The organism is Pseudomonas sp. No.21, from assembly GCF_054558415.1.
The window spans coordinates 336,161-362,608 of the sequence record NZ_BAAJNO010000007.1; the positions used below are offsets into that span (position 1 = coordinate 336,161).

The following is a 26,448-nucleotide window of genomic DNA, read 5'->3' on the forward strand; positions in this document are numbered from 1 at the left end:
AACGAGGTCCCGACCTTCATGCTGAGCTTTCTTCCCGCCTTCGTTCGCGGCGTACTCGCCTCCCTGCTGCTGGCGCTCAACACCCTGTTCTGGTGCTGGCCGCTGTTCGCCGTCACCCTGCTCAAGCTGATCCTGCCGTTGCGCCCGGCGCGCCTGGCGCTGAACTGGGTGGTGAACTTCATCCACGAAGCCTGGGTGACCTGCAACAAGGGCTGGATGAACCTGGTGCGCGATACCCGCTGGAAGGTGGAGGGCCTCGACGGCCTCGACTACCAGCATTCCTACCTGGTCACCAGCAACCACCAGAGCTGGGTGGACATCCTGGTGTTGCAGTACGTGCTCAACCGCCGCATCCGCCCGCTGAAGTTCTTCCTCAAGCAGGAGTTGATCTGGGTCCCGGTGATCGGCCTGTGCTGGTGGGCGCTGGAATTCCCCTTCATGAAGCGCTACTCCAAGGCCTACCTGGCCAAGCACCCGGAGAAGAAGGGCAAGGACCTGGAAACCACCCGGCGCACCTGCGACAAGTTCCGCGACAACCCGGTGGGCATCTTCAACTTCCTCGAAGGCACGCGCTTCACCGAGGGCAAGCACCGCGAACAGGCCTCGCCCTTCAAGTACCTGCTCAAGCCCAAGGCGGGCGGCATCGCCTTCGTCCTCGACGCCATGGGCGAACAGATGCAGGCGCTGCTCAACGTCACCATCCACTACCCGGAAGGCAACCCCAGCTTCTGGACGCTGATGGCCGGCGACATCCCCGAGGTGATCGTGCGCATCCAGGCGATGCCGATTCCCCAGGAATTCATCGGCCGCAGCTACGACCAGGACGAGAACTACCGCAAGACCTTCCAGCTCTGGGTCAACCAGCTGTGGGAAACCAAGGACGCCGAGCTGGAGCAGCTGCACCGGCAGTTCCCGCCGAGCCGCTGAGGCATCGCCCCGGAATGAGAAAGCCCGCCTATCGGCGGGCTTTCTCGTCGTGGATACGTCTGTTCGATGGTCTCCGCGTTTGCGGGAGTGGCTGGCCATGCGGAGCATCCCGCAACGCCGTCATCCCCGCGCACGCGGGGCCCCACTAAAAGCCCCGCGCGGCGGACCGAGCCCGGCACCGTTGGGCCTCGCTGCGCTCGGCGCCAACCTACGGTGTTCCCTTTCAGCCCGACAACACCTCGTCCACCTGCAGCAGCGGGGCGATGTTGGTGTAGCGCGGGATGTCCTCGTTGATCGCCTGGCCGTTCTTGCGCAGCGTCGCCTGCAGGCTGTCGATGGACCTGATCCAGATGTTGGCCATGCACAGGAAGGGCGCGGCCGAGCCATCGCCGGAAGCGAGCCCCTTGCGCACTTCGACCCTGACCAGGTTGTCCCCCAGCATCTCGCTCACCATGGGGATGTGCGTCTTGAGGTAGTAGTCGAAATCGAAGGTGCCGCCCTCGTTGTTCGGATAGGCCACAAACAGGCAATACATGGGAAAACTCCTTGGGTTGGCCGGCTGCACGGGCGCGCCGTGGGGCAAGTGTAGGACGCTCCCTGAGGGGCGCTTGCCATCATGGGGTCGTCGTCGCGGATGGGCATGTGAGCGGCGCCCGCGCCGGGCGCCGCCCCTCGGTTTCAGCCCTGCGGCTTGAGGCTCGCCCAGTCCACCTGCAGCGGGAAGTTCTCCGCCTTGGCCACCGGCAGCCCGGGGGAGACCAAAAAGCCCTGCATGATCGAGCAGCCATGGTCGATCAGCCAGTCGCGCTGGGCCAGGGTCTCCACCCCTTCGGCGATGACCTCCAGGCCCAGGTGGCTGCCCAGGTCGATGATGGTGCTGACCACGGCGGCATCGCGCGGCGACTCCAGCATGTTGGAGATGAACAGCCGGTCGATCTTCAGCGTGTCCAGCTCGAAGTGGCGCAGGTAGGCGAGCGACGAATAGCCCGTGCCGAAGTCGTCGATGGCGATGCGCACGCCCAGCTCGCGCAGCTGGCGCAACTGCTCGCGGGTGTTGTCCAGGTCCTGCATCAGCGCGCTCTCGGTGACCTCCACCTCGATCTGCGACGGCTTCAGCCCGTGCGTCGCCAGCACCTCGCGCAGGGCGTCCACCAGGGTCGGCATGCCGAACTGCACCGGGCTGAAGTTGATGCTGATCACCAGGTCCTCGCCGAAACGCTCGCGCCACTGGGTGCACTGGTTGACCCCCTGCTCGAGGATCCAGTCGCCCAGACGGTTGATCAGCCGGGTCTCCTCCAGCAGCGGGATGAACACGTTCGGCGCGACCGTCCCGGCGACCCGGTGCTCCCAGCGCAGCAGCGCCTCGAAGCCGCGCAGGCGGCCGCTGTCGAGGTAGATCTGCGGCTGGTAGACGAGCACGAAATCATCCTGCTCGATGGCGTTGCGCAGGCTTTCCTCCAGCATCAGCCGCGAACGGGCGCGGCCATTCATCTCCGGGGAGAAGAAGCGGTACTGCTGGCGCCCGGCGCGCTTGGCCTCGTACATGGCGATGTCCGCGGCGCGCAGCAGGCCGTCCACTGTCTGCCCGCACTCGGGGAAGCAGGCGATGCCGACGCTGGCGCCGAGGGTGATGTCGATGCCGTCGATGCGGTAGCGCACCGAGACCAGCTCGATCAGCTTCTCGGCCACCCGCGCAGCGTCCTCCGGGTGCTCCAGGGAGTCGATCAGCGCGGTGAATTCGTCGCCCCCCATGCGCGCGAGGATGTCGTAGGGCCGCAGGCAGGTCTTGAGCTGCTCGGAGACGCGCCGCAGCACCTGGTCGCCGGCATCGTGGCCGAGGGAGTCGTTGATGCGCTTGAAGCCGTCGAGGTCCAGATAGAGCACCGCCATGCGCTTGCCACTGCGCTCGATGCGCGCCAGGGCGGCGTCCAGTGCCTGGTGGAAACCGCGCCGGTTGAGCAGGCCGGTGAGCGCGTCGGTGATGGCCTGGGATTCCAGCTGCGCGTGCAGCTGGCGCACGGTGGACATGTCCAGGCTGATCACCACCATCGAGCGCTGCGCCCGTGGCAGCGGCGCGCAGGACAGCGCCACCGGCAAGGTGCTGCCATTGAGGGTGTTGAGCACCGCGTCGTGCAGGCGATAGGGCTCGCCACGCTTCCAGTGGCGATAGAACTCGGAGAGGCGCCAGTCGCCGACGATCTCGGGGCTGGCGATCAACGAGAGGAAGCTGCCGCCCTCCAGGTCGGTGACCGAGCCCTGCAGCATCAGCGCCATGGCCGGGTTGGCGAAGTTGACGATACCGTCCTCGCCGACCACGAGGATGCCTTCGGCGGCGTTCTCCAGCACGGAGGCGTTGAAGGCGCGCGCGCTGTCCAGCTGCTGGGTCAGCTGCAGCAGGTCGCGGCGGTTGCGCTCGTGCTCCAGCAGGGACTGCACCTTGTGCCGCAGCACCTGCGGGTCGAAGGGCTTGAGGATGAAGTCCACCGCGCCGCTGGCGTAGCCGCGCAGCACGGCCTCCTGGGTGTGGGCGATGGCGGAGATGAAGATGATCGGGGTGTAGCGCGTGTGCGGGCTGCCGCGCATCAGCCGGGCGACCTCGAAGCCGTCCATCTTCGGCATCTGCACGTCGAGCAGCACCAGCCCCACCTGCTCCTCCAGCAGCACCTGCAGGGCCGCCTCGCCGGAATCGACGGTGCGCACGTCCCAGGTGGAGTCTTCCAGCACCGCTTCCATGGCGGCCAGGTTCTCGTGGCGGTCGTCGACCACCAGGAGGATGTTCTCGGGCCCCTTGAGCTTAGGCAGTGGCTGCGTCATTGCCGCCTCCGGATACGTCCAGCCAGCGATGGAGCAGGTCGATCAGTTCCTGGCGGCTCACTGGCTTGGCCAGGTAGTCGTCGGCGCCTGCGGTAATGCATTTTTCCCGGTCACCCTTCATCGCATGGGCCGTGAGCGCGATGATCGGGATGTTGCAGCCGTGCTCGTCCTTGAGCAGGCGGGTTGCGGTATATCCGTCCATGTTGGGCATCGCCATATCCATCAGAATCAGGTCGAAGGGTTCACGCTGGTAACACTCGATGGCCTCCAGGCCATCCCGCGCGGCGCTGACTTCGAGGCCGACCTCGTCCAGCAGCGCACTGAGCGCATAGATATTGCGTACGTCGTCATCCACCAGCAGCACCCGCAGGCCTTGCAGCGAAGTGCGCCCCGCGCTGCCCGGCGCCTCACCGGCCAGGGCACGCACGCTGCCGAGGAATCCCTGGACCGCCGAACCGAGCTCCTGGAGGTCGTCACCCGACTTGCGCACCACCACCGCCGAATAGCGGCGCAGGCGCTGCAGGCTCTGCAGGGTGACGTCCACCCCAGTGTTGATCACCACACGCGAGTCGGCCAGCGGACGCTGTCGATCGAGGCTGTCGAGCAGGTCGAAACCGTCCTGGTCGGGCAGGTTCAGGTCCACCACCAGCGCGGAGAAATGCCCGTCCGCATAGGCTTGGCGCGCCCCCTCGGCGCTGCTGGTGGCGGTCACGGAGAAGCCCAGCTCCTCCAGGTGGTCGCGGTAGTGATCACGTTCGATGGCGACGTCCTCCACCAGCAGCAGGCGATGTGGGTCCGGCGGCGCGCTGGCCTCCAGGTCGTCGAAGACCCGCTCCAGGTCCTCGCGTCCGATGGGTTTGACCAGGTAACGGGTGGAATCGTCCAACCAATCGGTCGGCTGCGGTACGCAGGAGATGATGTGCACCGGCGTGGTGCGGTGCAGAGGCTGGCTACGCAGGCGGCGGAAGATCTGCCAGCCGCTGACATCGGGCAGGAGGATGTCGAGGATCACCGCCGCGAAGCGCTCCTGCTGCAACAGGGTGACGGCCTGGCGACCGCTGCCGCAGAGCACCGTGGCGTAGCCGTGCCCCTGGGCGGCCTCGGCGATGACGCTGGCGAAGCCGTCGTCGTCCTCGACGATGAGCACCGCCGGCCCCTCGCCGGCGCGCACCGGCCCGTGCTCGCCGGGGGCGTCCTTCTCCACCTCGATGGCGACCGCCACCGGCAGCTCGACGATGAAGCTTGAGCCCTGCCCCGGCTGGCTGACGATGCGGATCTCGCCATCGAGTGCGAGCACCAGCTGGCGGGTGATGGCCAGGCCCAGGCCGGTGCCGCCGAAGCGCCGGCTGGTGGAACCGTCGATCTGCTGGAAAGCCTGGAAGATGCGTTCGTGCTGTTCGGGCGGGATGCCGATACCGGTGTCGCGCACCGTGAAGCGGATGATCTCGCGGCCATCGCCGTCCGTCCTGTCGACCAGGCCGATGCTGAGTTCGACCTCGCCCTGCTCGGTGAACTTGAGGGCGTTGGACAGCAGGTTGCGCAGGATCTGGTGCAGGCGCACCCGGTCGCTGTGGATGACCCGCGGCACGCCCGCCTCCACCTGGGTGATCAGGCGCAGGGCCTTGATCTCGGCCATCGGCCGCAGGCTGGCGTCCAGCTCCACCAGCATGTCCTGGACGTTGAGCGGCTCCAGCTTGAGCTGCATGCGCCCGGCCTCGACCTTGGCCAGGTCGAGCACGTCGTTGATCAGTTGCAGCAGGTCGCTGCCGGCGCGGTGGACGATATCGGCGTGGCGGGATTGTTTTTCGGTGAGGTTGCCGGCGGCGTTCTGGCGCAACTGGTCGCTGAGGATGAGGATGCTGTTGAGCGGCGTGCGCAGCTCGTGGGACATGTTGGCGAGGAACTCGGACTTGTAGCGGTTGGCCAGTATCAGTTGCTCCGCCTGGTCACGCAGGCGCTGCTCGGCGGCCTTGCGCTCGCTGATGTCGATGACCACCGCCTGCACCCAGGTCTCGCGGCCACTGCGGATCGGCGACAGGCCGACCTCCAGGGGGATCATGCGGCCGTCGCGGTGCTGGCCGAACAGCTCGCGGTTGTTGCCCATGCGGCGTGGCTCGGGGTTGCGCTGGAAGCCTTCGCGCAGCCCTACGTGGGCCTCGCGCAGGGCCTCGGGCAGCAGGCGTTCGACGGTGGCACCGAGCAGCTCCTGGCGGCTGTAGCCGAACATGTGCTCGGCCTGGCGGTTGACCATGACGATGCTGCCGCGCAGGTCCACCAGGATGATGGCGTTGGGCGAGGCCTCCACCACCAGGCGGAAACGCTCCTCGGCGGTGCGGCGCGCCTGCAGGTCCACCAGGTTGATCAGGTAGCGCGTGCCGTCGCGCTGCTGCAGCGAGGTCAGGCTCAGGGCCACCAGCCCCTGGCTGCCATCGTCGCGCTGGGTGACGAACTCGGCGGCACCATCGCCATCGCCCTCTCCCCGCAGGCGCTCATCGTCGAGCGTCTCCAGGCGCGGCAGGAAGCGACGCACGCGCTGCCCGGACAGCAGCTCCGACTCGCAGCCGAGCAGTTCGCCGGCGCTGCGGTTGGCCATTTCGATACGCCCCTGCATGTCGCACAGCAGGGTCGCCACCGGCAGGCGCTCCACCAGGATGCGCAAGCGCTCCTCCCGCTCGCGCAGGAGTCCCGACGCCTGGTCGCTGGCGCTCAGCTCACGCTCGCGCAGGTAGAGATAGCCCCCCACCAGCAGGGACAGCAGCATCACGGCGGCGAGCCCCGTCCACAGGCTGTAGCTGAGCCGGCCGTCGACCAGCAGCGCCTCGTATTCGGGAGTGCTGCTCAGGGTCATCATCCAGGTGCGGCCGAACAACCGGAGCTGGCGCCGTTCCTCGAAACGCGGTGGCGGGCCGCGGTCGTCGGCCGCCGCGAGCAGGGGAACCTGGGCCTCGAGGTCGCTGAGGCCGACGCGATACAGGCGTCCCCGGCTCCCGAGGATGCCTTCCATCAGGTCGTGCAGGCGGAAGGCACCGGCCACCGCGCCGATGAAGGCTTCACGCCGCTCCTCGACCGTGGTGGCCGGCGCATCGGGACGGTACACCGGCATGTAGAGCAATACGCCGCTCTGCTGGTCCTGTTCGGTTTCCTGCTTCAGCCGCAGCGGGCCGCTGAGGCGCGCCTCGCCACTCTCCCGGGCCGACTGGATGGCCTGGGCACGCACCGGCTCGCTGAGCATGTCGAAGCCCAGGGTGCGGCGGTTGCGCCAGTCCAGCGGGCTGGTGTAGTCGACGATCAGGTACTCCTCGCGCGGGCCGGGCGGGAAGACGCGGAAGTCGCGGCGGCCATCGGCCTGGGTGGAGCCGACGTAGTCATTGAGCTCGTCGCGCCTGAGGAAGCGACTCCAGGCCAGGGCCTGGATGCCGGGGTAGCGGTCCTGGAGGTGCAGCTGGTCGGCCGCCTTGGCCCACTCGTCCGGTTGGACGTCGGAGCTGCCCACCAGCAGGCCGGACATCCCCCGCAGCACCATTTCGTAGGCGCTCATGCGGGTCGCGAGGCGCTCGGCGATCTCTTCGCTTTCCAGGCTGAAACGCCGCTGGTACTCCGCCTGGTGGCTGCTTTCGAGGGACAGCCATTGCCACAGCACCAGGCCCCCGAGCCCCACCAGCAACGCCAGGGCCACAGCCAGGGGCAGCCAGGGTTTCCTCGCGGCGGTGCCGGTTCGCTCGTCCATGCATGCTCCTGTCCGTTCCTTCTCCGGAGGCGCACTTTTCCAGAGCCTCCGACCGGCCAAACGGGGCGCGTGAGGCGCCCTGTTTCGGCAGTCTAGTCAGGAATCTGCAGCATGGCCTTGCGCCAGCAGGGATACGACGGACGGCAAGAAACGACAAGGCCCCCGAACGGGGGCCCTGCACGCGAGCGGTGGATCAGTAGCCCTGTTGCTGGGGCACCTGGGCGTTGGGCAGCGGGGTCAGCTTGATTTCCACGCGGCGGTTCTGCGAACGGCCGGCCTCGGTGGCGTTGCTCGCCACCGGCTGGTCCGGTCCCATGCCGCGCGAGCTCAGCCGCGCACCGTTGACGCCCTGGGCCATCAGGTAGTTGGCCACACTCTGCGCGCGCAACTGCGAGAGGTTGACGTTGTACTGGTGGCTACCGGTGCTGTCGGTGTGGCCGACGATCTCGATGCTGTTCTGGTCGTACTGCTTGAAGGAGTTGGCCAGGTTGTTCAGCGGGGTATAGAAGTTGCTGGCGATGTCCGCCGAGTTGGTGGCGAAGGTGATGTTGCCGGGCATCACCAGGTTGATGTTGTCGCCCTGGCGCTGCACCTGCACGCCGGTGCCTTCCATGCTGCGGCGCAGCTCCGCTTCCTGCCGGTCGACATAGTAGCCGTAGCCCGCACCGGCGGCGCCGGCCACGGCCGCACCGATCAGCGCACCCTTGCCACGCTTGTCATGGTTGATCGCGGCGCCGGCGACGGCGCCGGCCAACGCGCCCAGGCCGCCGTAGGTGGCTGTCTTGCTCATGCCCTGACGGGGCGCCTGGCTCTGGTTCTCGTAGGGGTTCTGCGAAGCACAGCCTGACAGCAAGGCGACGGCGGTAGCGGCGATGATCAGGCGACGCGTGGTGAACATGGACTTTCTACTCCTGAATGCTCGTCAGTCCCGGTGGACTGACGAGGATTAGAGCATGGCCCATTGTGGAAATTCCGTGGCCTCAGGCACGGATGAACGGGTTTTCGCGCATCTCGTCGCCCAGGCGGGTATCGGGGCCATGGCCGGTGACCACCGTGGCCTCCTCGTCCAGGCTGTACAGCCGCTGGCGGATGGAACGTTCGATGGTGGCGTAGTCGCCGCCCCACAGGTCGGTGCGGCCGATGCCACGGCGGAACAGGGTGTCGCCGGCGATCAGCAGGCGCGCCTCGGGGAACCAGAAGCTCATCGAGCCCGGCGTGTGCCCGGGGGTGTGCAGGGCGACGCCGCAGCCGCAGGCCAGCTCCTCGTCGTCGGCCAGCCACTGGTCGGGGGCCGGCACCGGCTTGTAGGGGACGCCGAACATGCGGCACTGCATCTCCAGGTTGTCCCAGAGGAACTGGTCTTCCTTGTGCAGGTGCAGGGTGGCGCCGGTGGCCTTCTTCAGCTCGCCGGAGGCGAGGAAGTGATCCAGGTGCGCGTGGGTGTGGATGATGCTGACCAGCTTCAGGCCGTGGGCCTCCAGCCGCGCGATGATCTGCTCGTGGTTGCCGCCCGGGTCGACCACGATGGCCTTCTTGCTGATGGGGTCGCCGATCAGCGTGCAGTTGCACTGCAACGGGCCGACGGGGAAGGTCTCGCGGATCAGGGTGGGTTGCGCTGCGGTCATTGCCGGTCCTCCAGGCCAGGTCGCCGGCCTCTGTGCGGGCCGGTCGGATCAGGGGTCAGCACGATAATCGCTGGGCAGCTTGCCCGTCCATTTCTTGAAGGCACGGCGGAAGTTGGAGGGGTCGCTGAAGCCCAGCAGGCTGGCGATCTCGAACAGCGGCAGGTGGGTGGTGGTGAGGTACTGCAGGGCCAGGCCCTTGCGCACCTCGTCCTGCACCTGCTGGTAGCTGGTGCCCATGGACGCCAGGTGGCGGCGCAGGCTGCGCCCGCTGGTGTGCAGCGAGCGCGCGGCGCTGTCGAGGTCGGGGAAGTCGCCGGGGCGGGCCAGCAGCAGGCGGCGTACGCGGGTCAGCAGGGCGTCCTGCACGTCGAGGGTGGCCAGCAGCGCCTCGCACTGCTGCTCGCACATCTGCACCGTCGCCGGGTTGGCCAGGGCCATGGGGCGGTCGAGGTAGTGCTTGGGCAGGGTCATCCAGTGGTACGGCTGCTCGAACTCCACCGGGGCGCCGAACACCTCGACATAGCGGGCGGCGTAGGCCGGCGCCGGGTGCGCGAAGCCCACGCGCAGGCCGTGCAGTTCCTCGCCCAGGAGAAAGCGGGCGATGGTGCAGAAACTGGTCATCAGCCCCTCCCCGGCGAAACGCCCGAGGGGCCCCATGGGGAAGGATTCGACGGCACGCATCTGCAGGTCGTCGCCCTGCTCCACCAGCTCCAGTTCGTAGGCCAGGCCCAGCACCCGGTAGTACTTCATGGCGAACTGCAGGGCACGCCCCAGGTTGGCGCTGGAGAGCACCGCGTAGCCGAGGATGCCGTGGGTGGAGACATTCAGCCGCTGGCCGAGCACCAGCCCCAGCGCCGGCTCGTCGCACAGCACCAGGGCGGCGCTGGCCAGGAGGTTGAAGTCGATGAAGGACAGGCGGCCATTGGGGCTCTGGAGGAGTTCCGGTCGCACCCGAGCCTGGGCGAGCAGGGTTTCGCGGGCTACGCCCAGCTCTTCGGCGAGGGCCAGCAGCGCCTCGGCATAGGCGACGGGCACCAGTTCGGCAGAGAAGGTCAGCGGTTGCTTCATGAGTATTCTTGTTGTCGGCCGTGGCCAGATATGACCCGATGATTGGCAGAAGATAACCTTGTCCGACAAAACCCGGCAAGCCAAAGTTGGAGCGTGGTTTCTGCATAGACTCAGGGAGTCCCCATGACCAGCACGACCCCAGAAGGATTGGTAATCCGACCGCGACACATGGATTTCGACCTACCCAATCCGCTGCCGCGCCACTGGCACAGTGGCAATGCCTTCAAGACCCACCTGTTCGACGCCATGTCGGTGCTCTTCCCCGATGGCGAGCGCTTCTTCATCGACTCGGTGCGCAACTTCCGCGAGGAGATCACCGACCCGGTGCTCAAGGAGCAGATCCGCGGCTTCATCGGCCAGGAAGGCCACCACAGCCGCGAGCACCTGGAATACAGCAACCGCCTGCGCGACCTCGGCTACGACATCGGCCGCATTGAGCGCCGCGCCCAGGCGCGCATCCGCTACACCCAGAAGAAGTTCTCCAAGCGCCGCCAGCTGGCCGCTACCGCCGCCCTGGAGCACATCACCGCGATCATGGCCGACGGCCTGCTGAAGAACCCCGAGCACATCGCCGGCGCTCACCCGACCCTGGCCCGCCTGTGGCGCTGGCACGCGCTGGAGGAAACCGAGCACAAGGCGGTGGCCTTCGACGTCTACAACCAGGTCTGCGGCAGCCGCAAACTGCTGCGCCGGGCGATGATCATGGGCACTTTCTTCTTCATGCTCGACACCCACCGCGGCCTCATCCACATGCTCAAGCGCGACGGCCTGCTGTGGAACTGGCGCGTCTGGCGCGACGGCCTGAGCTGGATGTGGGGCAAGAACGGCATGTTCCGCCAGTTGATCCCGGCGTACATGGACTTCTTCAAGAAAGGCTTCCACCCCTGGCAGCACGACAACCTCGAACTGCTGCACAAGACCCGCGAGGAGTTCGACGGCGTGCCTGCGGCGGCGTGATTCCTCGGTGTTAACGCAACGGCCCTTCGGGGCCGTTGTCGTTTCTGGAGTGGAAGGGGATCGTAGGGTGGGCTTCAGCCCACCGCTCTTTTTGCGGTTCGTTCGAAGGGCTTCGCGAGCGGAGCTCGCTCCTATGGGTAGGTCGTGCCTACAAAGAGCTCGAAGCCCCGTCGTAGGGTGTGCTGCGCGCACCGGGAAATTGGAGCGCACACTTATCCAGAACCAGGCGAAGAAGTTGGAGCAGAGAGAGAACGGTGGGCTGAAGCCCACCCTACGCCCACCCACGCCCACCCCACACCATACTGCGATTCTTCGCCCACGCAGAAACGCTGCTCACCGGGATGTTATCCAAAGCCGGGAGCAGCGTTCGGCGAGTCTTAGCTAGCGGGCGTCAGCCCTGCAGGAAGCGCAGCGCATCCGCAGCCGTCTGCTCGGGAATCTCTTCCATGGGGATGTGCCCGACGCCGGGGTAGGTGCGCACCTGGATGCCCGGCAGGTCGCGCTGCCATAGCGGGACGTGCTTGGGCGAGATCCAGCGGTCGCGCTCGCCCCACATCAGCAGGGTCGGCGCCTTGATCGCGGCGACGCGCTGGCCGGTGCCTTCCAGTTCGTCCCTGTTCACCTTCAGCAGCACGCGGAAGATTTCCATCATCGCGCGGCGGTTGCCCGGGCGGCGGCTCAGGTCGTAGTAACGATCGACGACGCCGGGCTTGATCCGCCCGGGCTCGCCATAGACTTCCCTGATGCCCTGGGCGATCAGCGCGCGCGGCATCCACATGGGCATGGCCACGGTGGAGCCGGGCAGTGCGGCGGAGGCGATCATCCACGGCACCTTGCGCATCTGGTAGCCGGCCGGGTCGATCAGCACCAGTTTTTCCACCCGCGAAGGCTGTGCCAGGGCGAAGTTCCAGGCGATGTAGCCGCCCAGGGAGTTGCCGGCGATGGAGGCCTTGTCGATACGCAGGTGGTCCAGCAGCAGGCCGAAGATGCGGATCATCCGCTCGCCGGAGTAATCGCCGCTGCGCTTGGGGCCGGTGAGGCCGAAGCCGGGCACGTCGAAGCGGATGATGCGGTAGTGCGGGGCGAAGGCCTGCACCCAGCCGTCCCAGGTGTGCAGGGAGGCGACCACGCCATGGATCATCACCAGCACCGGCTTGTCGCGGCTGCCTTCGTCGCGGTAGTGGACGTTGAAGCCGTCCAGTTCGATGAAGCGCGAGCCGCTGTCGGGGCTGGCGTAGCGCGCCTTCAGGCGGTCCAGGGGCAGGGAACCGAAGCCCAGGCGGGAGAACCCGACCGCGAGCGGTGGCGACATCGGCAGGCTGGTAGCGGACATGCGGGCACCTCGTGATTGTTATTGTCGAGGGCCTTATCAGATCACGGGGTCGCGTGCCACGCGCCCCAACCTAGGTAGAGCGTGGACGCAGGGCGGCGATCAGCAGGTCGCCCAGCACCGCGCGGGCGTGTTCGATGCGCTGGCGGCTGGCGGCGCCGCCGAGCAGGTCCATGGAGGCGGCCTCCAGGGCCCAGATCAGTGCGCGGAAGGTCAGCGGGTCCACCACCTGGCCGGTGGCCTGGAGGCGTTCGTCGAGCAGCGCGGCCATCTCCAGGTGAGCGCGCTGGCGGTGGGCGGCCAGGGGCGAGTCGGTGCGCATGGCCTCTTCCTGCATCAGGCGGATGATCGGCCCCACGGCCAGGTGGTAGTCGAAGAAGCAGCGCACCATGTCGCGCAGCCAGGCCTCGTCGCTGCCAGCGGCGGCACGCATGCCGCGGAAGCGGTTGAGCAGCAGCACCACGGCGGTCTGGTAGATGCTTTCAAGGACATCCATCTTGTTGGAGAAGTACTTGTAGAAGGTGCGCCGCGATACCTGCGCGGCGTCCAGCAGGTCGTTCACCGTGGTCTCGCCGATGCCCTTGCGGGCGAACACCGGGATGGCCGCCAACTGGATATTGGTGCGCAGCAGATGCCCCACCAGCGGGCCTTCCGCCTCGGCCTGCTGGCGCGCCACGGCGCCATAGCCGCCGAGGTCCTCGAACACCGCGAAGATCGCCCCGCGCTCGCTCTCGTCCATCACCCGTCCCCCAACCAAGGCGCGGGTGACGGGGCGCCACCGCCCCGTTACTCTTGGCGCGCCCCTTCCCGCTGGAATCTTCCGTGTCGATGAAGCTATCACGCCGCCTGCCGTGGCCGCTGGCCATCCTTTTGCTGGTCCTGGCGCTGCCTGCCCCGGCCGCCGAACTGTTCTACCTGGGGCAGAAGATTCCCGACATCCAGCGCCCGTGGAACAGCCACGACTACCAGCAACTGATCGATGCCCTGGACAAGGTCGACCGCACCCAGGTCAACGCCCTGCCCCGGCGCAGCGGCGAATTCACCGGGCCCATCTACACGCGCATGGTCAGCGAGGAGAACTTCAAGCCGCAGCTGAACATCTACGCGCCCCTGGAGCTGCGCCAGAACGAGGCGCGCGAGGTGCTGTTCCGCCTCAAGGAGCTGATGCGCCTGTACTTCGACTTCAAGGCCGCGCAGCAACCCTATGGCGCCGAGGCGCTGGGGCTGATGAGCTATTCGATGCGCCAGCAGGCGATCCTCTTCACCCTCACGGTGGAGTTCTGGATGACCCTGTCGGAGAGCGAGCAGAGCAAGCCGGTGCGCCTGCAGGGCCTGCAGGAAACCAAGGAGGCGGCGGCGATGCTCACTTCCAGCGCGCTGGACTACCTGGGGCTGACCAGGCAGTTCAACCGCGAGGACCTGGTGCTCTATGCCGCCGAGCTGGGCAAGCAGATGCCGGAGCTGTTCATCCACCTGCGTAGCGACGTGCGCGCGCAACTGATGGCGCGCGTGGGCGAGCTGGCGGAAAAGCACCCCTATACGGAGGTGCGCAGCAGCATGGCCGACCTGCTGCCGGTACTGGCTGCCATCCAGCAGGACGTCGAGCAGCAGTTGGCCAAACCCGTGCCGGCCGGCAAGCCGAAGCCGGCGCTGGATCTCTCCGCGCCGGCTCCGCTGCAGTAGCGGTTCAGCGCAACAGGCCGAGGGCCTTGGCCCGCGCCACCGCCTGGGTGCGCCGTTCCACCCCGAGCTTGCCGTTGATGTGACGGGCGTGGGTCTTGACCGTGTGCAGGGAGATGAACAGCCGCTCGCTGATCTCCTGGTTGGAACAGCCCTGGGCGATCAGTTGCAGCACCGCCAGCTCACGCGTACTCAACGCATCACTGCCGGCCAGTGGCGCCTCGCTGGCAGCCGGCGCTTGCGCTTCCGGCAACAACGCCAGCAATGCCGCGGCCTCAGGGGCCGAGCGCACCAGCAGTTGCTCACGCAGCCAGGGGCCCTGGTGCGACAACAGCTCATGGAAGGGCAGCAACGCGCCACCGGGCAGCGATTCCAGGGCACTGCCCAGCAATGCGAGCGCGTCCTTGTCGCGCCCTCCGACACGCAGCAATTGCGCCAGGTGCAGCTGTGCCACCTGCGCCATGAGCGCGCCGCCACTTTCCTTGGCCCGCTGCACCAGCGCACGCAAACGCCGTTCGGCTTCGCCGCTGCGCCCTTCGATCCGGGCCAGGGCGGCCTGCTGCAATTCGATGTGCAGCGGCAGCTGCGGATGGAATTCGGGGGCAGCGGCGGCCTGCTCGCCGCTGTAGGTTTCCGCCAGGCGCGAAAGCCAGGCCGAGGCCAGCTCGACCTGCCCCTGCACCAGCCAGAGTTCGCACTTCACCAGGGTGACCATGGCCAGGTAGTACACCGGCGGCACATCCCAGATGTGCATCAGCCGCTCCGCCTCGGCGAGCAGGGCGAAGGCCGACGACAGGCGCCCTTCACGGCCTTCCAGGCTGGCCAGCACGCTGTAGCCGATCAGCAGGCTGATGTCGCGGCAGGCACGCGCCTCGGCGATCCCGGCCAGCAGGCGGCTGCGCGCGGCCTGGGGTTGCAGGCGTACGCAGAGCAGATAGCCCTCGTAGATCATCAGCCGCGCACGGGCGGCGTAGAAGCGCTGGGACGGCAGGCCACGCAGGCGCTCCTGCCCCTGGCGTACTTCCTCCAGCGCGCGAAGGATTTCGCCACGGGCCTGCAGCACCCGCGCGCGGTCGTAGTGGGCCAGGGCCTCGAACAGCGGGTTGCCGATGCGCTGCGCCAGCTCCAGCGCCTCGCGATTGAGACCACGGGCGCGCCACAGGTCGCCCCGGGCGACGGCGATGTTGGCCAGGGTGGACAGGCACAGCAGGCGCTGGCCATAGCGCTCCTGGGACAGGGCGGTGAGCGCCTCGGCGCAATGCCGTTCGGCGAGGACGATGTCGCCACGGCCCCGGGCGATGACGCCGCTCAGGGCCAGCCACTGGGCGATCAGCCCCTGTTGGGCCTGGGCGTTGGGCGCCGGCAGGAAGCGCGCGAGCTGGGCCCCCAGCTCCTCGGCGGCGTCCAGTTGGCAGGCCAGGGCCAGGGCCATGCTGTAGAGCATGATCAGGCGTGGCGTGCTCACCAGCAGGCTGTCGGGCAGGTCCATCTTCCAGCGCAGCAGCATGGCGATGTTCTGCTCGGCCAGCAGTTGTTCCTCGGAGAGGTTCTGCACCAGGCTGGCGGCCACGTCCGGCTGGCCGGCGCGCAGGGCCTGCTCGATGGCTTCGTCCAGCAGGCCCTGGGCGCTGAACCAGCGACAGGCACGCAGGTGCAGGCTGGCCAGGGGAATGGTCGCGGCGTGGGCCGGGCGGGCCCGCAGCAGGTCGGAAAACAGGTGGTGGTAGCGGAACCAGTGGCCGTGCTCGTCCAGCGGCACCAGGAACACCTGGTGAGCCTGCAGGTGCTGGAGGATGCCGGCGCTGCCGTGCCCGTCGCGCACCGCATCGCACAGCTCGGCGCAGAAGCGGTCGAGGCAGGCCGTTTCATAAAGGAAGGCCTGCACCTCGGCACTCTGCCGGTCGATCACCTCCTCCAGCAGGTATTCGCGGATCAGCCCCTCGTCGCCGTGGGGGCCGCGCGCCAGGGCATGGGCGTCGCCCTCGTCCTGGCTCGCCAGCAGCCACAGGCGCAGGCCGGCGGCCCAGCCCTCGCTGCGCTGCAGCAGGTTCTCCAGGTGTGCACCATCCAGGCGTGCGCCCTGGGCCTGGAGCAACGCGGTGCTCTCGGCATCGGTCAGGCGCAGGTCGTGTTCATTGAGTTCCACCAGTTGCCGCGACAGGCGCAGGCGGGCCAGGTGCCAGTCGGGACGCTGGCGGCTGGTAACCAGCAACACCAGCCCTTCGGGCAGGTGGTTGAGGAAGAATTGCAGGCAGCGGTCGAGCACCGCGCCCTGGGCCAGGTGGTAGTCGTCGAGCACCAGCAGCAGCGGTTGCTGGCGATCCAGGCGCTGGCCCAGCTCGTCGAGCAGGCCGTCGAGCCATTCCTCGAAGGCAAAGGGCTGGTGGCGCTGGCGCATCTTCAGCAGGCCCATGGCCTCCTCGCCCATCCCCGGGAAGAACTGGCGCAAGCCATCGAGCAGCCGCTCGAGGAAACGCCCGGGGTCGATGTCGCGTCGCCCCAATCCCAGCCAGAGCGCCTGCCAGCCATCCGGCAGGCCCTCGCAGAACTCGATGGCGAGCGAGCTCTTGCCGAACCCGGCGGGCGCGCTGACCAGCAGCAGGCGCCCTCCGAGGCCTGCGGCCAGGCGGTCGCACAGGCGCGGGCGCGAAAGGTGCCCGGCCGGCAGCGGTGGACGGAAAAAGCGTTCGCCGGCTACCGGGACGGCAGCGGGCGCGAAGGAACGCGAACTGGATAGATCGGTCATCAACCCGGCTTCTAGGAATGGTTATGCCGCGGGGGCGTGAGCGCTGAGGCAGCCTAGCCTTTCGGTCCGCCCATTTGTAGTCCCTTGGGAAAGTACAGACAAGAAAAAGCCGGCCCGAAGGCCGGCTTGTTTACGCGGTATTACAGGATCAACGGACGCCAGCCTGACGCAGGGCCGCCGGGGTGTAATCGCTTTCCGAAGCGCTGTAGTTGAAGTCGTAGGACTGTTTCTCCTCGTTCTTCATGCCCAGGGCCAGGTAGCGACCGGACAGCAGGTCGTACAGGGTTTCCACGGCGTACCAGGGCACCTGCTTGTCGTAGTAGTACTCCGAGTGGGCCTCGGCGACGCGCCACAGGGTGCCACGGCCGTCGTAGTGGTCGATGGCGGCGGCTTGCCAGGTGTCCTCGTCGATGTAGAAGTCACGCTTGGCGTAGATGTGGCGCTCGCCGGCCTTCAGGGTCGCGACGACATGCCACACGCGGTGCAGCTCGTAGCGGGTCAGGTCCTGGTTGATGTGGCCGGCCTTGATGATGTCGGCGTACTTCAGCTTCGGCGAGTCCAGGCGGTAGCTGTTGTAGGGGATGTAGATCTCCTTCTTGCCTTCCAGCTTCCAGTCGTAGCGGTCCGGCGCACCGTTGTACATGTCGAAGTTGTCGGAGGTACGCAGGCCGTCGGCGGCGGTACCCGGGCCATCGTAGGACACCTGCGGGGCACGGCGAACACGACGCTGGCCGGCGTTGTACAGCCAAGCCAGGCGCGGCTCCTTCACCTGGTTGAGGGTCTCGTGCACCAGCAGCACGTTACCGGCCAGGCGCGACGGAGCGGTCACGCGCTGCTTGAAGTAGAACAGCACGTTGCTCGGCTTGCTCGGGTCGTAGTCCTTCAGCTTGTCGCGGAAGGTGAACTCGTCCTGGAAGTACACCAGGCTGTAGGAGCCGTTGGGCTGCGGGGTCGCCTGGGTCACCAGGCGGCGCACGCTGCCGCCGCGGTAGCGGGTGATGTGGTTCCAGATCGCTTCCAGGCCGTTCTGCGGGATCGGGAAGGGGTTGGCGGTCTTGAAGTTCTCCAGGCCGTTACCGCCCTCCACCAGCTTGGTGTTGGCCGCGTTTTCCTTGGCTGCCGCGATCACGTTCGCCGGTACGGTGGCCGTACGGTGGGTGGTGAACACCGGCATCTTGTAGGTTTCCGGGTAGCGCTTGAACATCGCGTACTGGCCGGGGGTCAGCTTGTCCTTGTACTGCTCGACGTTCTGCGCGGTGATGGTGAACAGCGGTTGCTCACTGGCGAAGGGATCGGAAACGAAGCCCTTGTCGTCCACCGGGCCGGCGTTCTGCGGCAGGCCGCCGGTCCACTCGGGGATGGTGCCATCGGCATTGCCGGCCTTCTCCGCACCCAGCGGGGTCAGGGTGGTGCCGATCTTGGCCACCTGGTCGGCGGGTGCCGCCGCCATGACGGCGGTGGCCAGCAGGGACAGCGCCAGCGCACCGGTTTGCAGCAGGTTCTTTGTTGTTTTCATAGGTGATTCCTTAATTCCGGGCCGCTTAGAAGTTCACGCCAAAGCTGAGCGCGAGGAAGTCGCGATCGATCAGGGTGTTGTAGTCGCCACCGAAGAAGTCGGTATAGGACAGGCTGGCGGTGTAGGTGTTCTGGTACTCGGCGTCCAGACCCAGGCTGATGGCCTTGGCGCCCTCGGTGAAGGTGCCGTTGGGGCCGTAGCCATTGACGTCGTGCGACCAGGCGATGTTCGGCTTGAGGTTCACACCGGCGAAAGCGTCGTTGTAGTCCCAGATGGCGCGAGCGCGATAACCCCAGGAGTTGCTGGTCACGAAGCCGTCGTCTTCGCAGTACTTGCGCTGGTTTTCCCCGGCACCGTTAAGCGCTGCGCAAGTGTTCCCACCCAGCGCAGCGGTCGGCGGCAGCGGACCAGGACCATAGATCGGGTCACGTCCGTAGCGAACCTTGCTGGTGCTTTCCAGCCCACCTACGTGGGTGAAGCCCACTTCACCGACCAAAGTCAGACGCTCAGCACCCATCACCTGATCGAAGAAATGAGTGAAGGTCGTCTGGAACTGGGTGATTTCCTTGCGGTTATAGCCATGCAGATCCTGGCCGCGCTGGCCATTGAGCAGCGAAGCGTTTGCGTAGGCACCACCCAGCAGTTTGACGCCGCCATAAAGAACGTCGGTGGAGTTGATCTGCACCGGGGCATTCGGACGGTAGCTGACCTCGCCCGACCATGCCGTGCCGGTGGGCAAGGTGGTGGAGAAGCTCAAGCCATAGAGTCGGATGTCTTCCGGATACTCGATGAAGTACTTGGAGTTGGCGGCCACGACCAGGGGAGCGGCAGCGCCAAAACCTGGGGCGGCTGTATAGACACCATTGCCGGCGGCTGTAGCGCTGAAAATCGGCGCGCGGCTGTGGTAGTTCATGAAATAGGCGCCGAACTCGGTGTCCAGTTCTTCAGAGAAGTAACGCAACGCGGTACCCCACTGGCCGCCATCACGGGCATCGCGGTCCCCGCTGCGAGGAACGATCACGCCTTCGCTGGTGGCGGTGACGGGCGAAACGCCCAGGAAAGCCGGTAGGCCCGCGATACCGCCATTGATGGTGGCAAGTTGAAGGGCGCTGGGCGGGGTCAGAACGGCAAGGTTGCCGTTGCAGCCATCGGCAACGATATCCGGCTGGGCGAAGAAGGTGCCGCAGTTATCGGTGACGGTCTGATCCCACTCCAATTGATAGAAGGCTTCTGCGGAAAGATTGTCGGTCAGGCTCTGAGAGACGTAGAACATGTTGACCGGGATCAGGCCTTCCTTCACTTCGGCGCCGGGACGGCGGAAGGCGGAGACGTCGATCGGGTTGATCGAGTTGATCCCGCCCTGGATGAAGGTGCTCTCACCCCAACTTACGACCTGCTTGCCCAGGCGCACAGAGCCCGGTTTATCTGCGATGTCGTAGTTGTGGTAGATGAAGGCGTCGAGGATCTGCGCGCCGGAAGACTGCGCGGCCTCCTTTCGGTTGTGGTCGTCGATGTCCTTGAACAGGCGGCTCTCGTCCTTCAGCTCGAAGTCATACCAGTACTTGCCACGGACGAAGACGCCGGTATCACCGTATTTCAGCTCGAGGTCGTGAATGCCCTTGAAGATCTTCGAGAAGGTCTCGCCTTTCTTGAAGTTCAGGTGGGAATCGTCAGAAGTCTGCGACAACCCCTGGCCACCGTTGTTTTTGCCGATCAGGTCCGCATCCGCACCGCGCATGGACCAGCTTGCACCGACCGACAACGAGGAATCGAACTGCCCCTCGATCTCGCCGATATTGAACGTTACGCCGAATGCCGGGGCGGCGAGAGTGGATGCGAGGCTGACGGCCATTGGCAGTCGGGCCAGGCGCCAGAACGGTTTTCTTGTTGTCATCGACGCTACTCCATGTGTGTTTTTTTGTTATGGATTGGTGCGGACTATAGCCAGGAGGTAGTAGTGCTTGATCCCTCTAAAGTGTGATTTGCAGTCCGGCGAGCACTCTGGCCCGCAGGTTTGCAGACTAGCCCGATCTGGCGATTGGTAAAGCCGGGGTGAGCTGGCGCGGAGCCAGCAATAAACAAGCCAAGCGTTTGCTTGGTAGACAGGCCGGGCCTTGTAGGACCCGGCCTACAGCGGCTCAAAGAGCGGAGAGGAAGGTACTGCCCGTGGCCTGCCACTGGGCGATATCGACGCGGATGCGTTTCTTGTCCAGTTTGCCGACGCTGGTCTTGGGAATTTCAGTAACAACGGCGATCTGGCTGGGAATGGCCCACTTATTGATGTGACCTTGCTCTACGAAAGGCTTGAGGTGCTCCTTCAGCGCCTTGGCATCCAGGGCCTGGCCGTCACGCAGCACCAGCAGGGCGAACGGGCGCTCCCCCCACTGCGGATCGGGCACTCCGACCACCGCCACTTCGCGCACCGCCGGGTGGCGACTGACCAGGTCTTCCAGCTCCAGGGAGGAGATCCATTCGCCACCGGTCTTGATCACGTCCTTGATGCGATCGCGGATGTCGATGAAACCCATGCCGTCGAGGGTGGCGACATCGCCCGTGTGCAGCCAGCCGCCTTCCCACAGCTCCAGGCTCTTCTCCGGCTCGCGGAAATAGCCCTGGGTCAGCCAGGGCGCACGCAGCACCAGCTCGCCCTGGGATTCGCCGTCGGCGGGAAGGAAGTTGCCCTCGGCGTCGATGATCGCGGCATCAACCAACGGCACCGGCACGCCGGCCTTGATGCGGTAGGTGGTGCGCTCGTCCTCGCTGCCGGCCAGCAGCTCGTCGTTCATGTGCGCGCAGGAGATCATCGGGCAGGTCTCGGACATGCCGTAGGCGGCCGTCAGGTGGATGCCGCGTGCCTTGGCGGCGTCGTACAGCGAGCGGTTCAGCGAACTGCCGCCGATGATCAGTTTCCAGCCACCGAAGTCCACGCCCTGCGCGGCCTTGGCGTTCATCACCATCTGCAGGATGGTCGGCACGCAGTGGGAGAAGGTGACCTTCTCGCGACGCCACAGCTCCACCAGCAGTTCCGGATCGTAACGCCCGGGGTAGACCTGCTTGACCCCCAGCATGGTGGCCACGTACGGCACGCCCCAGGCATGCACGTGGAACATCGGGGTGATGGGCATGTACACATCGTCGTTGGCCATCAGGCTCGGGCTGTGCACCGAGCCCATCATGCTGGCCATGGCCATGGTGTGCAGCACCAGCTGGCGGTGGGTGAAGTACACGCCCTTGGGGTTGCCGGTGGTGCCGGTCGTATAGAAGGTGGTGGCGAGGGAGTTCTCGTCGAAGTCGGGGAAGTCGTAGCGAGTGGAGGCGGCGGCCATCAAGGTTTCGTATTCACCGACGAGGTTCGGCAGGTCGGCGCTCTTGTCGGCGGCGTCGGTCAGCAGGAGGGTCTTCTCGACCGTGGTCAGTTGGCCCTCGATGGCCTTGTAGATCGGCACGAACTCGCTGTTGACCAGCACGAAGCGGTCCTCGGCGTGGTTCATGGTGTAGAGGATCTGGTCCGGCGAGAGGCGGATGTTGATGGTGTGCAGCACCGCGCCGATCATCGGGATGGCGAACATGCACTCCAGGTAACGGTGGCTGTCCCAATCCATCACCGCCACCGTGTCACCCGCCTTCACACCGGCCTCGGTGAGCAGGTTGGCCAGGCGCGCGACGCGCTCGTTGAAGGTGGCGTAGCTGTAGCGGACCAGATCGCGGTAGACGATTTCCCGGGTCTTCTCGTAGCGGCTGCCGGAGAGCAGCAGGCCTTTGATCAGCAAGGGATATTGGTAGGCGTTGTCGGCCGGTTTGATGACTCGGGTCTGCACCATGGAAATGCACCTGCGCGCGAGGGATGTAGTTATTGATTTCTCCGCACTCTAGGGCCCTGCGTCCAGGCATAAATCAGTCAAAAGAATGATTTGCACGTGACCCTTTGGCCACTTTCGGTCACGAGATAGAATCCACCCCATCGGCCAGTCTCGGCCCATCACCCGAAGAGGTAGGAACAAGATGTCTGAGATCGTAATCGTCAGCGGCGCCCGCACCCCGATGGGCGGTTTCCAGGGCAGCCTTTCCGGCGTTTCCGCCGTGGACCTGGGCGCGGTGGCGATCCGCGAAGCCGTGGCCCGCGCCGGTATCGACGCCGCCGACGTGCAGGAAGTGATCATGGGCTGCGTGCTGCCCGCCGGCCTCAAGCAGGGCCCGGCCCGCCAGGCCTCGCTGAACGCCGGCCTGCCCGCTGCCACCGGCTGCACCACCATCAACAAGCTCTGCGGCTCCGGCATGAAGGCCGTGATGCTGGCCCACGACCTGCTCAAGGCCGGCACCAACAGCGTCATGGTCGCCGGCGGCATGGAGAGCATGTCCAACGCCCCCTACGTGCTGGAGAGGGCCCGCACCGGCCTGCGCATGGGCCACGGCGAGATCAAGGACCACATGTTCCTCGACGGCCTGGAAGACGCCCGCACCGGCCGCCTGATGGGCTCCTTCGCCCAGGAGACCGCCGACAAGCACGGCATCACCCGCGAGGAGATGGACGCTTACGCCATCGAGTCCCTCAAGCGTGCCCAGGCCGCCATCGCCGAGGGTGCCCTCGCCGCCGAGATCGTCCCGGTCACCGTCACCACCCGCAAGGGCGAGACCCTGGTGAAGGACGACGAGCAGCCGCTGACCGCCAACCTCGACAAGATCCCGACCCTGCGCCCGGCCTTCCGCAAGGACGGCACCATCACCGCCGCCAACGCCAGCTCCATCTCCGACGGTGCCAGCGCCCTGGTGCTGATGACCGCCGAGGAAGCCCAGCGCCGTGGCCTCAAGCCCCTGGCGAAGATCGTCGGCCACGCCACCCAGAGCCAGGACCCGAGCGAATTCACCCTCGCCCCCATCGGCGCCATGACCAACCTGTTCAGGAAGACCGGCTGGAGCAAGGACGACGTGGACCTGTTCGAGATCAACGAAGCCTTCGCCATGGTCACCATGCTCGCCATGCGCGAACACGGCCTCGACCACGCCAAGGTCAACGTCTACGGCGGCGCCTGTGCCCAGGGCCACCCGGTCGGTTCCACCGGCTCGCGCATCATCCTCACCCTGATCAACGCCCTGCGTAACAAGGGCGGCAAGCGCGGCGTCGCCTCGCTGTGCATCGGCGGCGGCGAAGCCACTGCGGTGGCGGTGGAACTGCTGTAACCCGCCCGCGCGGCCAATGAAAAGGGGCTCCCGGACCAAGGTCCGGGAGCCCCTTTTCATTCAGCCCAGGCGCGCCTCAGGCGGGCACCGCCTTGGGCGCGTGGGCCGGCGTCCTCGGGAAGGCCAGCGCCGCCGCGAAGGTCAGCGCACCGAACACCGCCAGCACAAGATACAGCCCCACCAGCCCATGGCGCGGTTCGATGAAGGCGATCATCGGGATGGCCGCCGCACTGGCGCCGAAGGACAGGAAGTAGCGCAGCGCGAAGACCCGCGCCTGCCATTGCGGGGCGACGAAGTTGGCCACCATCGCATCGTTCACCGTCACCTGGCCGAACACCGCGAACATGAAAGCGGCACCCAGGGCGATCACCATCCAGCCATCGGCATAGGCCATGGCCACCAGCAACGGCCCCTGGCAGAGGGTCATCACCACGAACGGCAGCTTCAGGCTGTAGCGATCCAGCACGCGGCCCATCAGCAACTGCGCCACGGCACCGAAGGCGTAGGCGATGCTGACCACGATGCCGAGGCTTTCCGGCGAGGCGAACAGGTCCACCAGGCGCTCCTGGAACAGCTTCGGGTAGGTCATGGTCGAGGCGTTGAAGATCACCCCGCCCGTGGCCGTCACCAGCGCCAGCACACCGAACACCAGGCGCATCGAAACCTGCCCCGCCCCGCCAGTCCGATGGGTGCCGGCCGCGGCGACGGGAGATGCCTCATCCCGCACGCAGAGGGCGAACCACACGCCAATGGCCACCGACAGCGCGCCCGGCAGGATGAACGCCGCGCGCCAGCCGAAATGGGCGGTGAGAAAACCCGTGACCAGCGCCGAGAACGCCACGCCCAGGTTGCCCCACATGCCGTTGATGCCGATCTCGCGGCCACGGTTCTGCGCATGGGCCACCAGCATCGCCGTGCCCACCGGGTGGTAGATGGCGGCGAACACGCCCATCAGCGTCAGCCCCAGCACCAGCATCGGCGTGCTCCGGCTCAGCCCGGTGAAGATCGCCGCACCGCCGATGCCGAGGAAGAACACCAGCATCATGTGGCGGCGGCTCCATGTGTCACCCAGCCAGCCGGCCGGTAGCGAGCAGGCCCCGAAGGCGATGAAGCCGCCGAGGGACAGGCCGATCAGCTCGGCGTAGGACAGCTCGAAGGTGGCGGTCATGCCCAGCACGGCGGCAGGGAAGATGAGCATGAACATGTGGTCGATGATGTGGGCGGCGTTGATGAAACGGATGACGGTACGCGGTCGGTTCATGGCAGTTTCGCTGCTGTTTGGTTGTTGTGGACCGCCATGCTAGGTTGGCCGCCCAGCAACGTTCTGCCAAAAAGATCATCGGAACAGCCATGTTCATTGACCATCTGCCCCAGGGCCGGATCGGCGCCGTCGCCCTCGACTACCCCGACGGCGCCCATGTCGACCTGCACCTGCACAGCCAGGCGCAATTCCTCTACGCGGCGCAGGGGCTGATGCGCCTGGTCACCGAGGCCGGCGCCTGGGTCATCCCGCCGACCCGCGCGGTGTGGATCCCACCGGGCATCGAGCACCAGATCTTCATGTCCGGGCAGGTGCAGATGCGCACCCTGTTCATCGCCGCCGACGCCGCACCGCCGAATCTCGATGCCTGCTGCGTGCTGGCGGTACCGCCGCTGCTGCGGGAACTGATCCTGCGCCTGGTGGCGCTGGAGGCCGGCGATACCGACGACGAACACCGCAGCCTGGTGCAGCGCCTGATCCTTCACGAGATCGCCGCCCTGGAGCGCATGCCCCTGCACCTGCCGATGCCCCGGGACCGACGCCTGCAAGCCATCTGCCTGGCCCTGCTGGCAACCCCGGAGAGCACCCGCACCCTCGACGACTGGAGCCTGGAGGTGGGCGCCAGCACGCGCACCCTGAGCCGGCTGTTCGCCCAGGAGCTGGGCATGAGCTTCAACGACTGGCGCCAGCAACTGCGCCTCACCGAAGCCCTGCCGCGCCTGCTGGCCGGGCACAGTGTGCAGAAGGTCGCCAGCGACCTGGGTTACGGCAGCGGCCGCGCCTTCAGCGCCATGTTCCGCCGCCTGCTGGGGGAGAACCCGAGGGAATACGTCGCCAGCCTGGGGTTGCTGGCGACGCTGGAGAAGGCGTGATGGGTTTCGCGGAGCTCTACCCATCCTACGTATACCTGTGCCCTGCGTTGCGGTGATGGCTTTGCGAAGCGCAGCCCCTCACTTCATCGAGGTGAACGCCAGCTTGACCCCGAGCCCCACCAGCACCGCGCCCATCAACCGGTCGAACCAGTGCCCCATGCGGGCGAAACCGCTGCGCACGCGCTGCTGGCTGAACAGCATCGCCACCAGGCAGAACCAGATGGCCGTGGCGCAGGCCAGGTAGAGGCCGTAGCCGGCCTGGATGGCCAGCGGGGTGTGGGGGTTGATCACCACGGTGAACAGCGAGAGGAAGAACAGCGTCGCCTTGGGGTTCAGCCCGTTGGTGATGAAACCGGTGACGAAGGCGCCGCGCGGGCTGCGCTCGGCGGCGGTCGGCTCGGCCTCGGTGGCGACCGGGTCAGCCGGCTTGGCGCGCAGCGCCTTGATGCCGATGTACAGCAGGTAGGCCGCCGCCAGCCATTTCAGGGCGTTGAAGGCCACGATGGACTGGGAAACGATCAAGCCAATGCCCAGCAGCGAATAGGCCACGTGGACGAAAATGCCGGTGCCCACGCCGATCGCCGTCCAGGTGCCGGCACGGCGACCATGGGCGACGCTCTCGCGCACCACGATGGCGAAATCCGGGCCGGGGCTGGCCACGGCCAGCAGGTGGATCAAGGCAACGGTGAGGAATTCCGCCCAGTACATGCGACCTCCTGAGAATGGGTTGAGCTGATAGGCTGGCAA

The 26,448-nt window shown here is 66.6% G+C and carries 19 protein-coding genes; 5 read left to right on the top strand and 14 right to left on the bottom strand.

Translation table 11 applies throughout. From position 1 onward, the window contains the following. Nucleotides 1-18: 18 nt before the first annotated feature. On the top strand, nt 19-927 hold the full coding sequence (locus ACYJSS_RS16830) for an acyltransferase (protein ID WP_236205777.1): 909 nt from the start codon (nt 19-21) through the stop codon (nt 925-927). A 223-nt stretch (nt 928-1,150) separates the two neighbouring features. Here ACYJSS_RS16830 and ACYJSS_RS16835 read toward each other — a convergent pair whose 3' ends face one another. The 6 genes from ACYJSS_RS16835 to ACYJSS_RS16860 form a co-directional block, all read right to left on the bottom strand. Beyond that, the gene (locus tag ACYJSS_RS16835) at nt 1,151-1,462 is read right to left on the bottom strand and encodes an EthD family reductase (RefSeq protein ID WP_236205778.1); all 312 of its coding nucleotides are present in this window, start codon (nt 1,460-1,462) and stop codon (nt 1,151-1,153) included. Nucleotides 1,463-1,605: 143 nt separating this feature from the next. Next, nucleotides 1,606-3,741, bottom strand: a complete 2,136-nt coding sequence (locus ACYJSS_RS16840) for a putative bifunctional diguanylate cyclase/phosphodiesterase (protein WP_111260015.1) — start codon at nt 3,739-3,741, stop codon at nt 1,606-1,608. Next, nucleotides 3,722-7,468 carry a response regulator gene (locus ACYJSS_RS16845; protein ID WP_111260014.1) on the bottom strand — a complete coding sequence of 1,249 codons (3,747 nt, stop codon included), beginning with the start codon at nt 7,466-7,468 and terminating at the stop codon, nt 3,722-3,724. Before ACYJSS_RS16845 ends, ACYJSS_RS16840 begins: the two co-directional genes overlap by 20 nt. Before the next feature lie 193 nt (nt 7,469-7,661). After that, the gene (locus ACYJSS_RS16850; RefSeq protein ID WP_111260013.1) at nt 7,662-8,366 is read right to left on the bottom strand and encodes an OmpA family protein; all 705 of its coding nucleotides are present in this window, start codon (nt 8,364-8,366) and stop codon (nt 7,662-7,664) included. A gap of 82 nt (nt 8,367-8,448) precedes the next feature. After that, nucleotides 8,449-9,093, bottom strand: a complete 645-nt coding sequence (locus ACYJSS_RS16855; protein ID WP_236205779.1) for an MBL fold metallo-hydrolase — start codon at nt 9,091-9,093, stop codon at nt 8,449-8,451. 48 nt (nt 9,094-9,141) lie between these two features. Then, nucleotides 9,142-10,161, bottom strand: coding sequence for an AraC family transcriptional regulator (locus ACYJSS_RS16860; protein WP_111260009.1), 1,020 nt, complete (start codon nt 10,159-10,161; stop codon nt 9,142-9,144). Nucleotides 10,162-10,284: 123 nt separating this feature from the next. On the opposite strand from ACYJSS_RS16860, the gene ACYJSS_RS16865 reads away from it, so the two are divergent. Further along, entirely contained in the window at nt 10,285-11,118 is an 834-nt protein-coding gene (locus ACYJSS_RS16865) for a metal-dependent hydrolase (RefSeq protein WP_111260008.1), read from the top strand. 391 nt (nt 11,119-11,509) lie between these two features. Here the strand turns inward: ACYJSS_RS16865 and ACYJSS_RS16870 are convergent, their stop codons facing one another. Together ACYJSS_RS16870 and ACYJSS_RS16875 are read right to left on the bottom strand one after the other, a co-directional pair. Beyond that, nucleotides 11,510-12,451, bottom strand: coding sequence for an alpha/beta fold hydrolase (locus tag ACYJSS_RS16870; RefSeq protein WP_111260940.1), 942 nt, complete (start codon nt 12,449-12,451; stop codon nt 11,510-11,512). Between the two features lie 70 nt (nt 12,452-12,521). Then, on the bottom strand, nt 12,522-13,187 hold the full coding sequence (locus ACYJSS_RS16875) for a TetR/AcrR family transcriptional regulator (protein ID WP_236205780.1): 666 nt from the start codon (nt 13,185-13,187) through the stop codon (nt 12,522-12,524). Nucleotides 13,188-13,276: 89 nt separating this feature from the next. Between ACYJSS_RS16875 and ACYJSS_RS16880 the strand changes: the two genes are divergently transcribed. Beyond that, a complete protein-coding gene (locus ACYJSS_RS16880) occupies nt 13,277-14,131 on the top strand; it encodes a hypothetical protein (RefSeq protein ID WP_236205781.1) in 855 nt (284 codons plus the stop codon). Between the two features lie 4 nt (nt 14,132-14,135). On the opposite strand, the gene ACYJSS_RS16885 is transcribed toward ACYJSS_RS16880, so the two are convergent. From ACYJSS_RS16885 to ACYJSS_RS16900, 4 genes are all read right to left on the bottom strand, one after another. Beyond that, a complete protein-coding gene (locus ACYJSS_RS16885) occupies nt 14,136-16,874 on the bottom strand; it encodes a LuxR C-terminal-related transcriptional regulator (RefSeq protein WP_459480190.1) in 2,739 nt (912 codons plus the stop codon). A 148-nt stretch (nt 16,875-17,022) separates the two neighbouring features. Beyond that, nucleotides 17,023-18,390, bottom strand: a complete 1,368-nt coding sequence (locus ACYJSS_RS16890; RefSeq protein ID WP_236205783.1) for a DUF1329 domain-containing protein — start codon at nt 18,388-18,390, stop codon at nt 17,023-17,025. A 25-nt stretch (nt 18,391-18,415) separates the two neighbouring features. After that, nucleotides 18,416-20,284, bottom strand: coding sequence for a DUF1302 domain-containing protein (locus ACYJSS_RS16895; protein ID WP_111260945.1), 1,869 nt, complete (start codon nt 20,282-20,284; stop codon nt 18,416-18,418). A gap of 244 nt (nt 20,285-20,528) precedes the next feature. Further along, entirely contained in the window at nt 20,529-22,211 is a 1,683-nt protein-coding gene (locus ACYJSS_RS16900; protein WP_111260946.1) for a fatty acid--CoA ligase, read from the bottom strand. A 181-nt stretch (nt 22,212-22,392) separates the two neighbouring features. Here ACYJSS_RS16900 and ACYJSS_RS16905 point away from each other — a divergent pair, with 181 nt between their 5' ends. Then, on the top strand, nt 22,393-23,568 hold the full coding sequence (locus ACYJSS_RS16905; protein ID WP_236205784.1) for an acetyl-CoA C-acyltransferase: 1,176 nt from the start codon (nt 22,393-22,395) through the stop codon (nt 23,566-23,568). A 76-nt stretch (nt 23,569-23,644) separates the two neighbouring features. Here ACYJSS_RS16905 and ACYJSS_RS16910 read toward each other — a convergent pair whose 3' ends face one another. Then, a complete protein-coding gene (locus ACYJSS_RS16910; protein WP_236205785.1) occupies nt 23,645-24,829 on the bottom strand; it encodes an MFS transporter in 1,185 nt (394 codons plus the stop codon). Nucleotides 24,830-24,918: 89 nt separating this feature from the next. Here ACYJSS_RS16910 and ACYJSS_RS16915 point away from each other — a divergent pair, with 89 nt between their 5' ends. Further along, nucleotides 24,919-25,701: an AraC family transcriptional regulator gene (locus ACYJSS_RS16915; RefSeq protein WP_236205786.1), complete on the top strand. Its 783-nt coding sequence runs from the start codon at nt 24,919-24,921 to the stop codon at nt 25,699-25,701. Between the two features lie 78 nt (nt 25,702-25,779). On the opposite strand, the gene ACYJSS_RS16920 is transcribed toward ACYJSS_RS16915, so the two are convergent. Beyond that, complete coding sequence (locus ACYJSS_RS16920; protein ID WP_236205787.1) at nt 25,780-26,409, bottom strand: LysE family translocator; 630 nt, start codon at nt 26,407-26,409, stop codon at nt 25,780-25,782. Nucleotides 26,410-26,448: the final 39 nt, after the last annotated feature.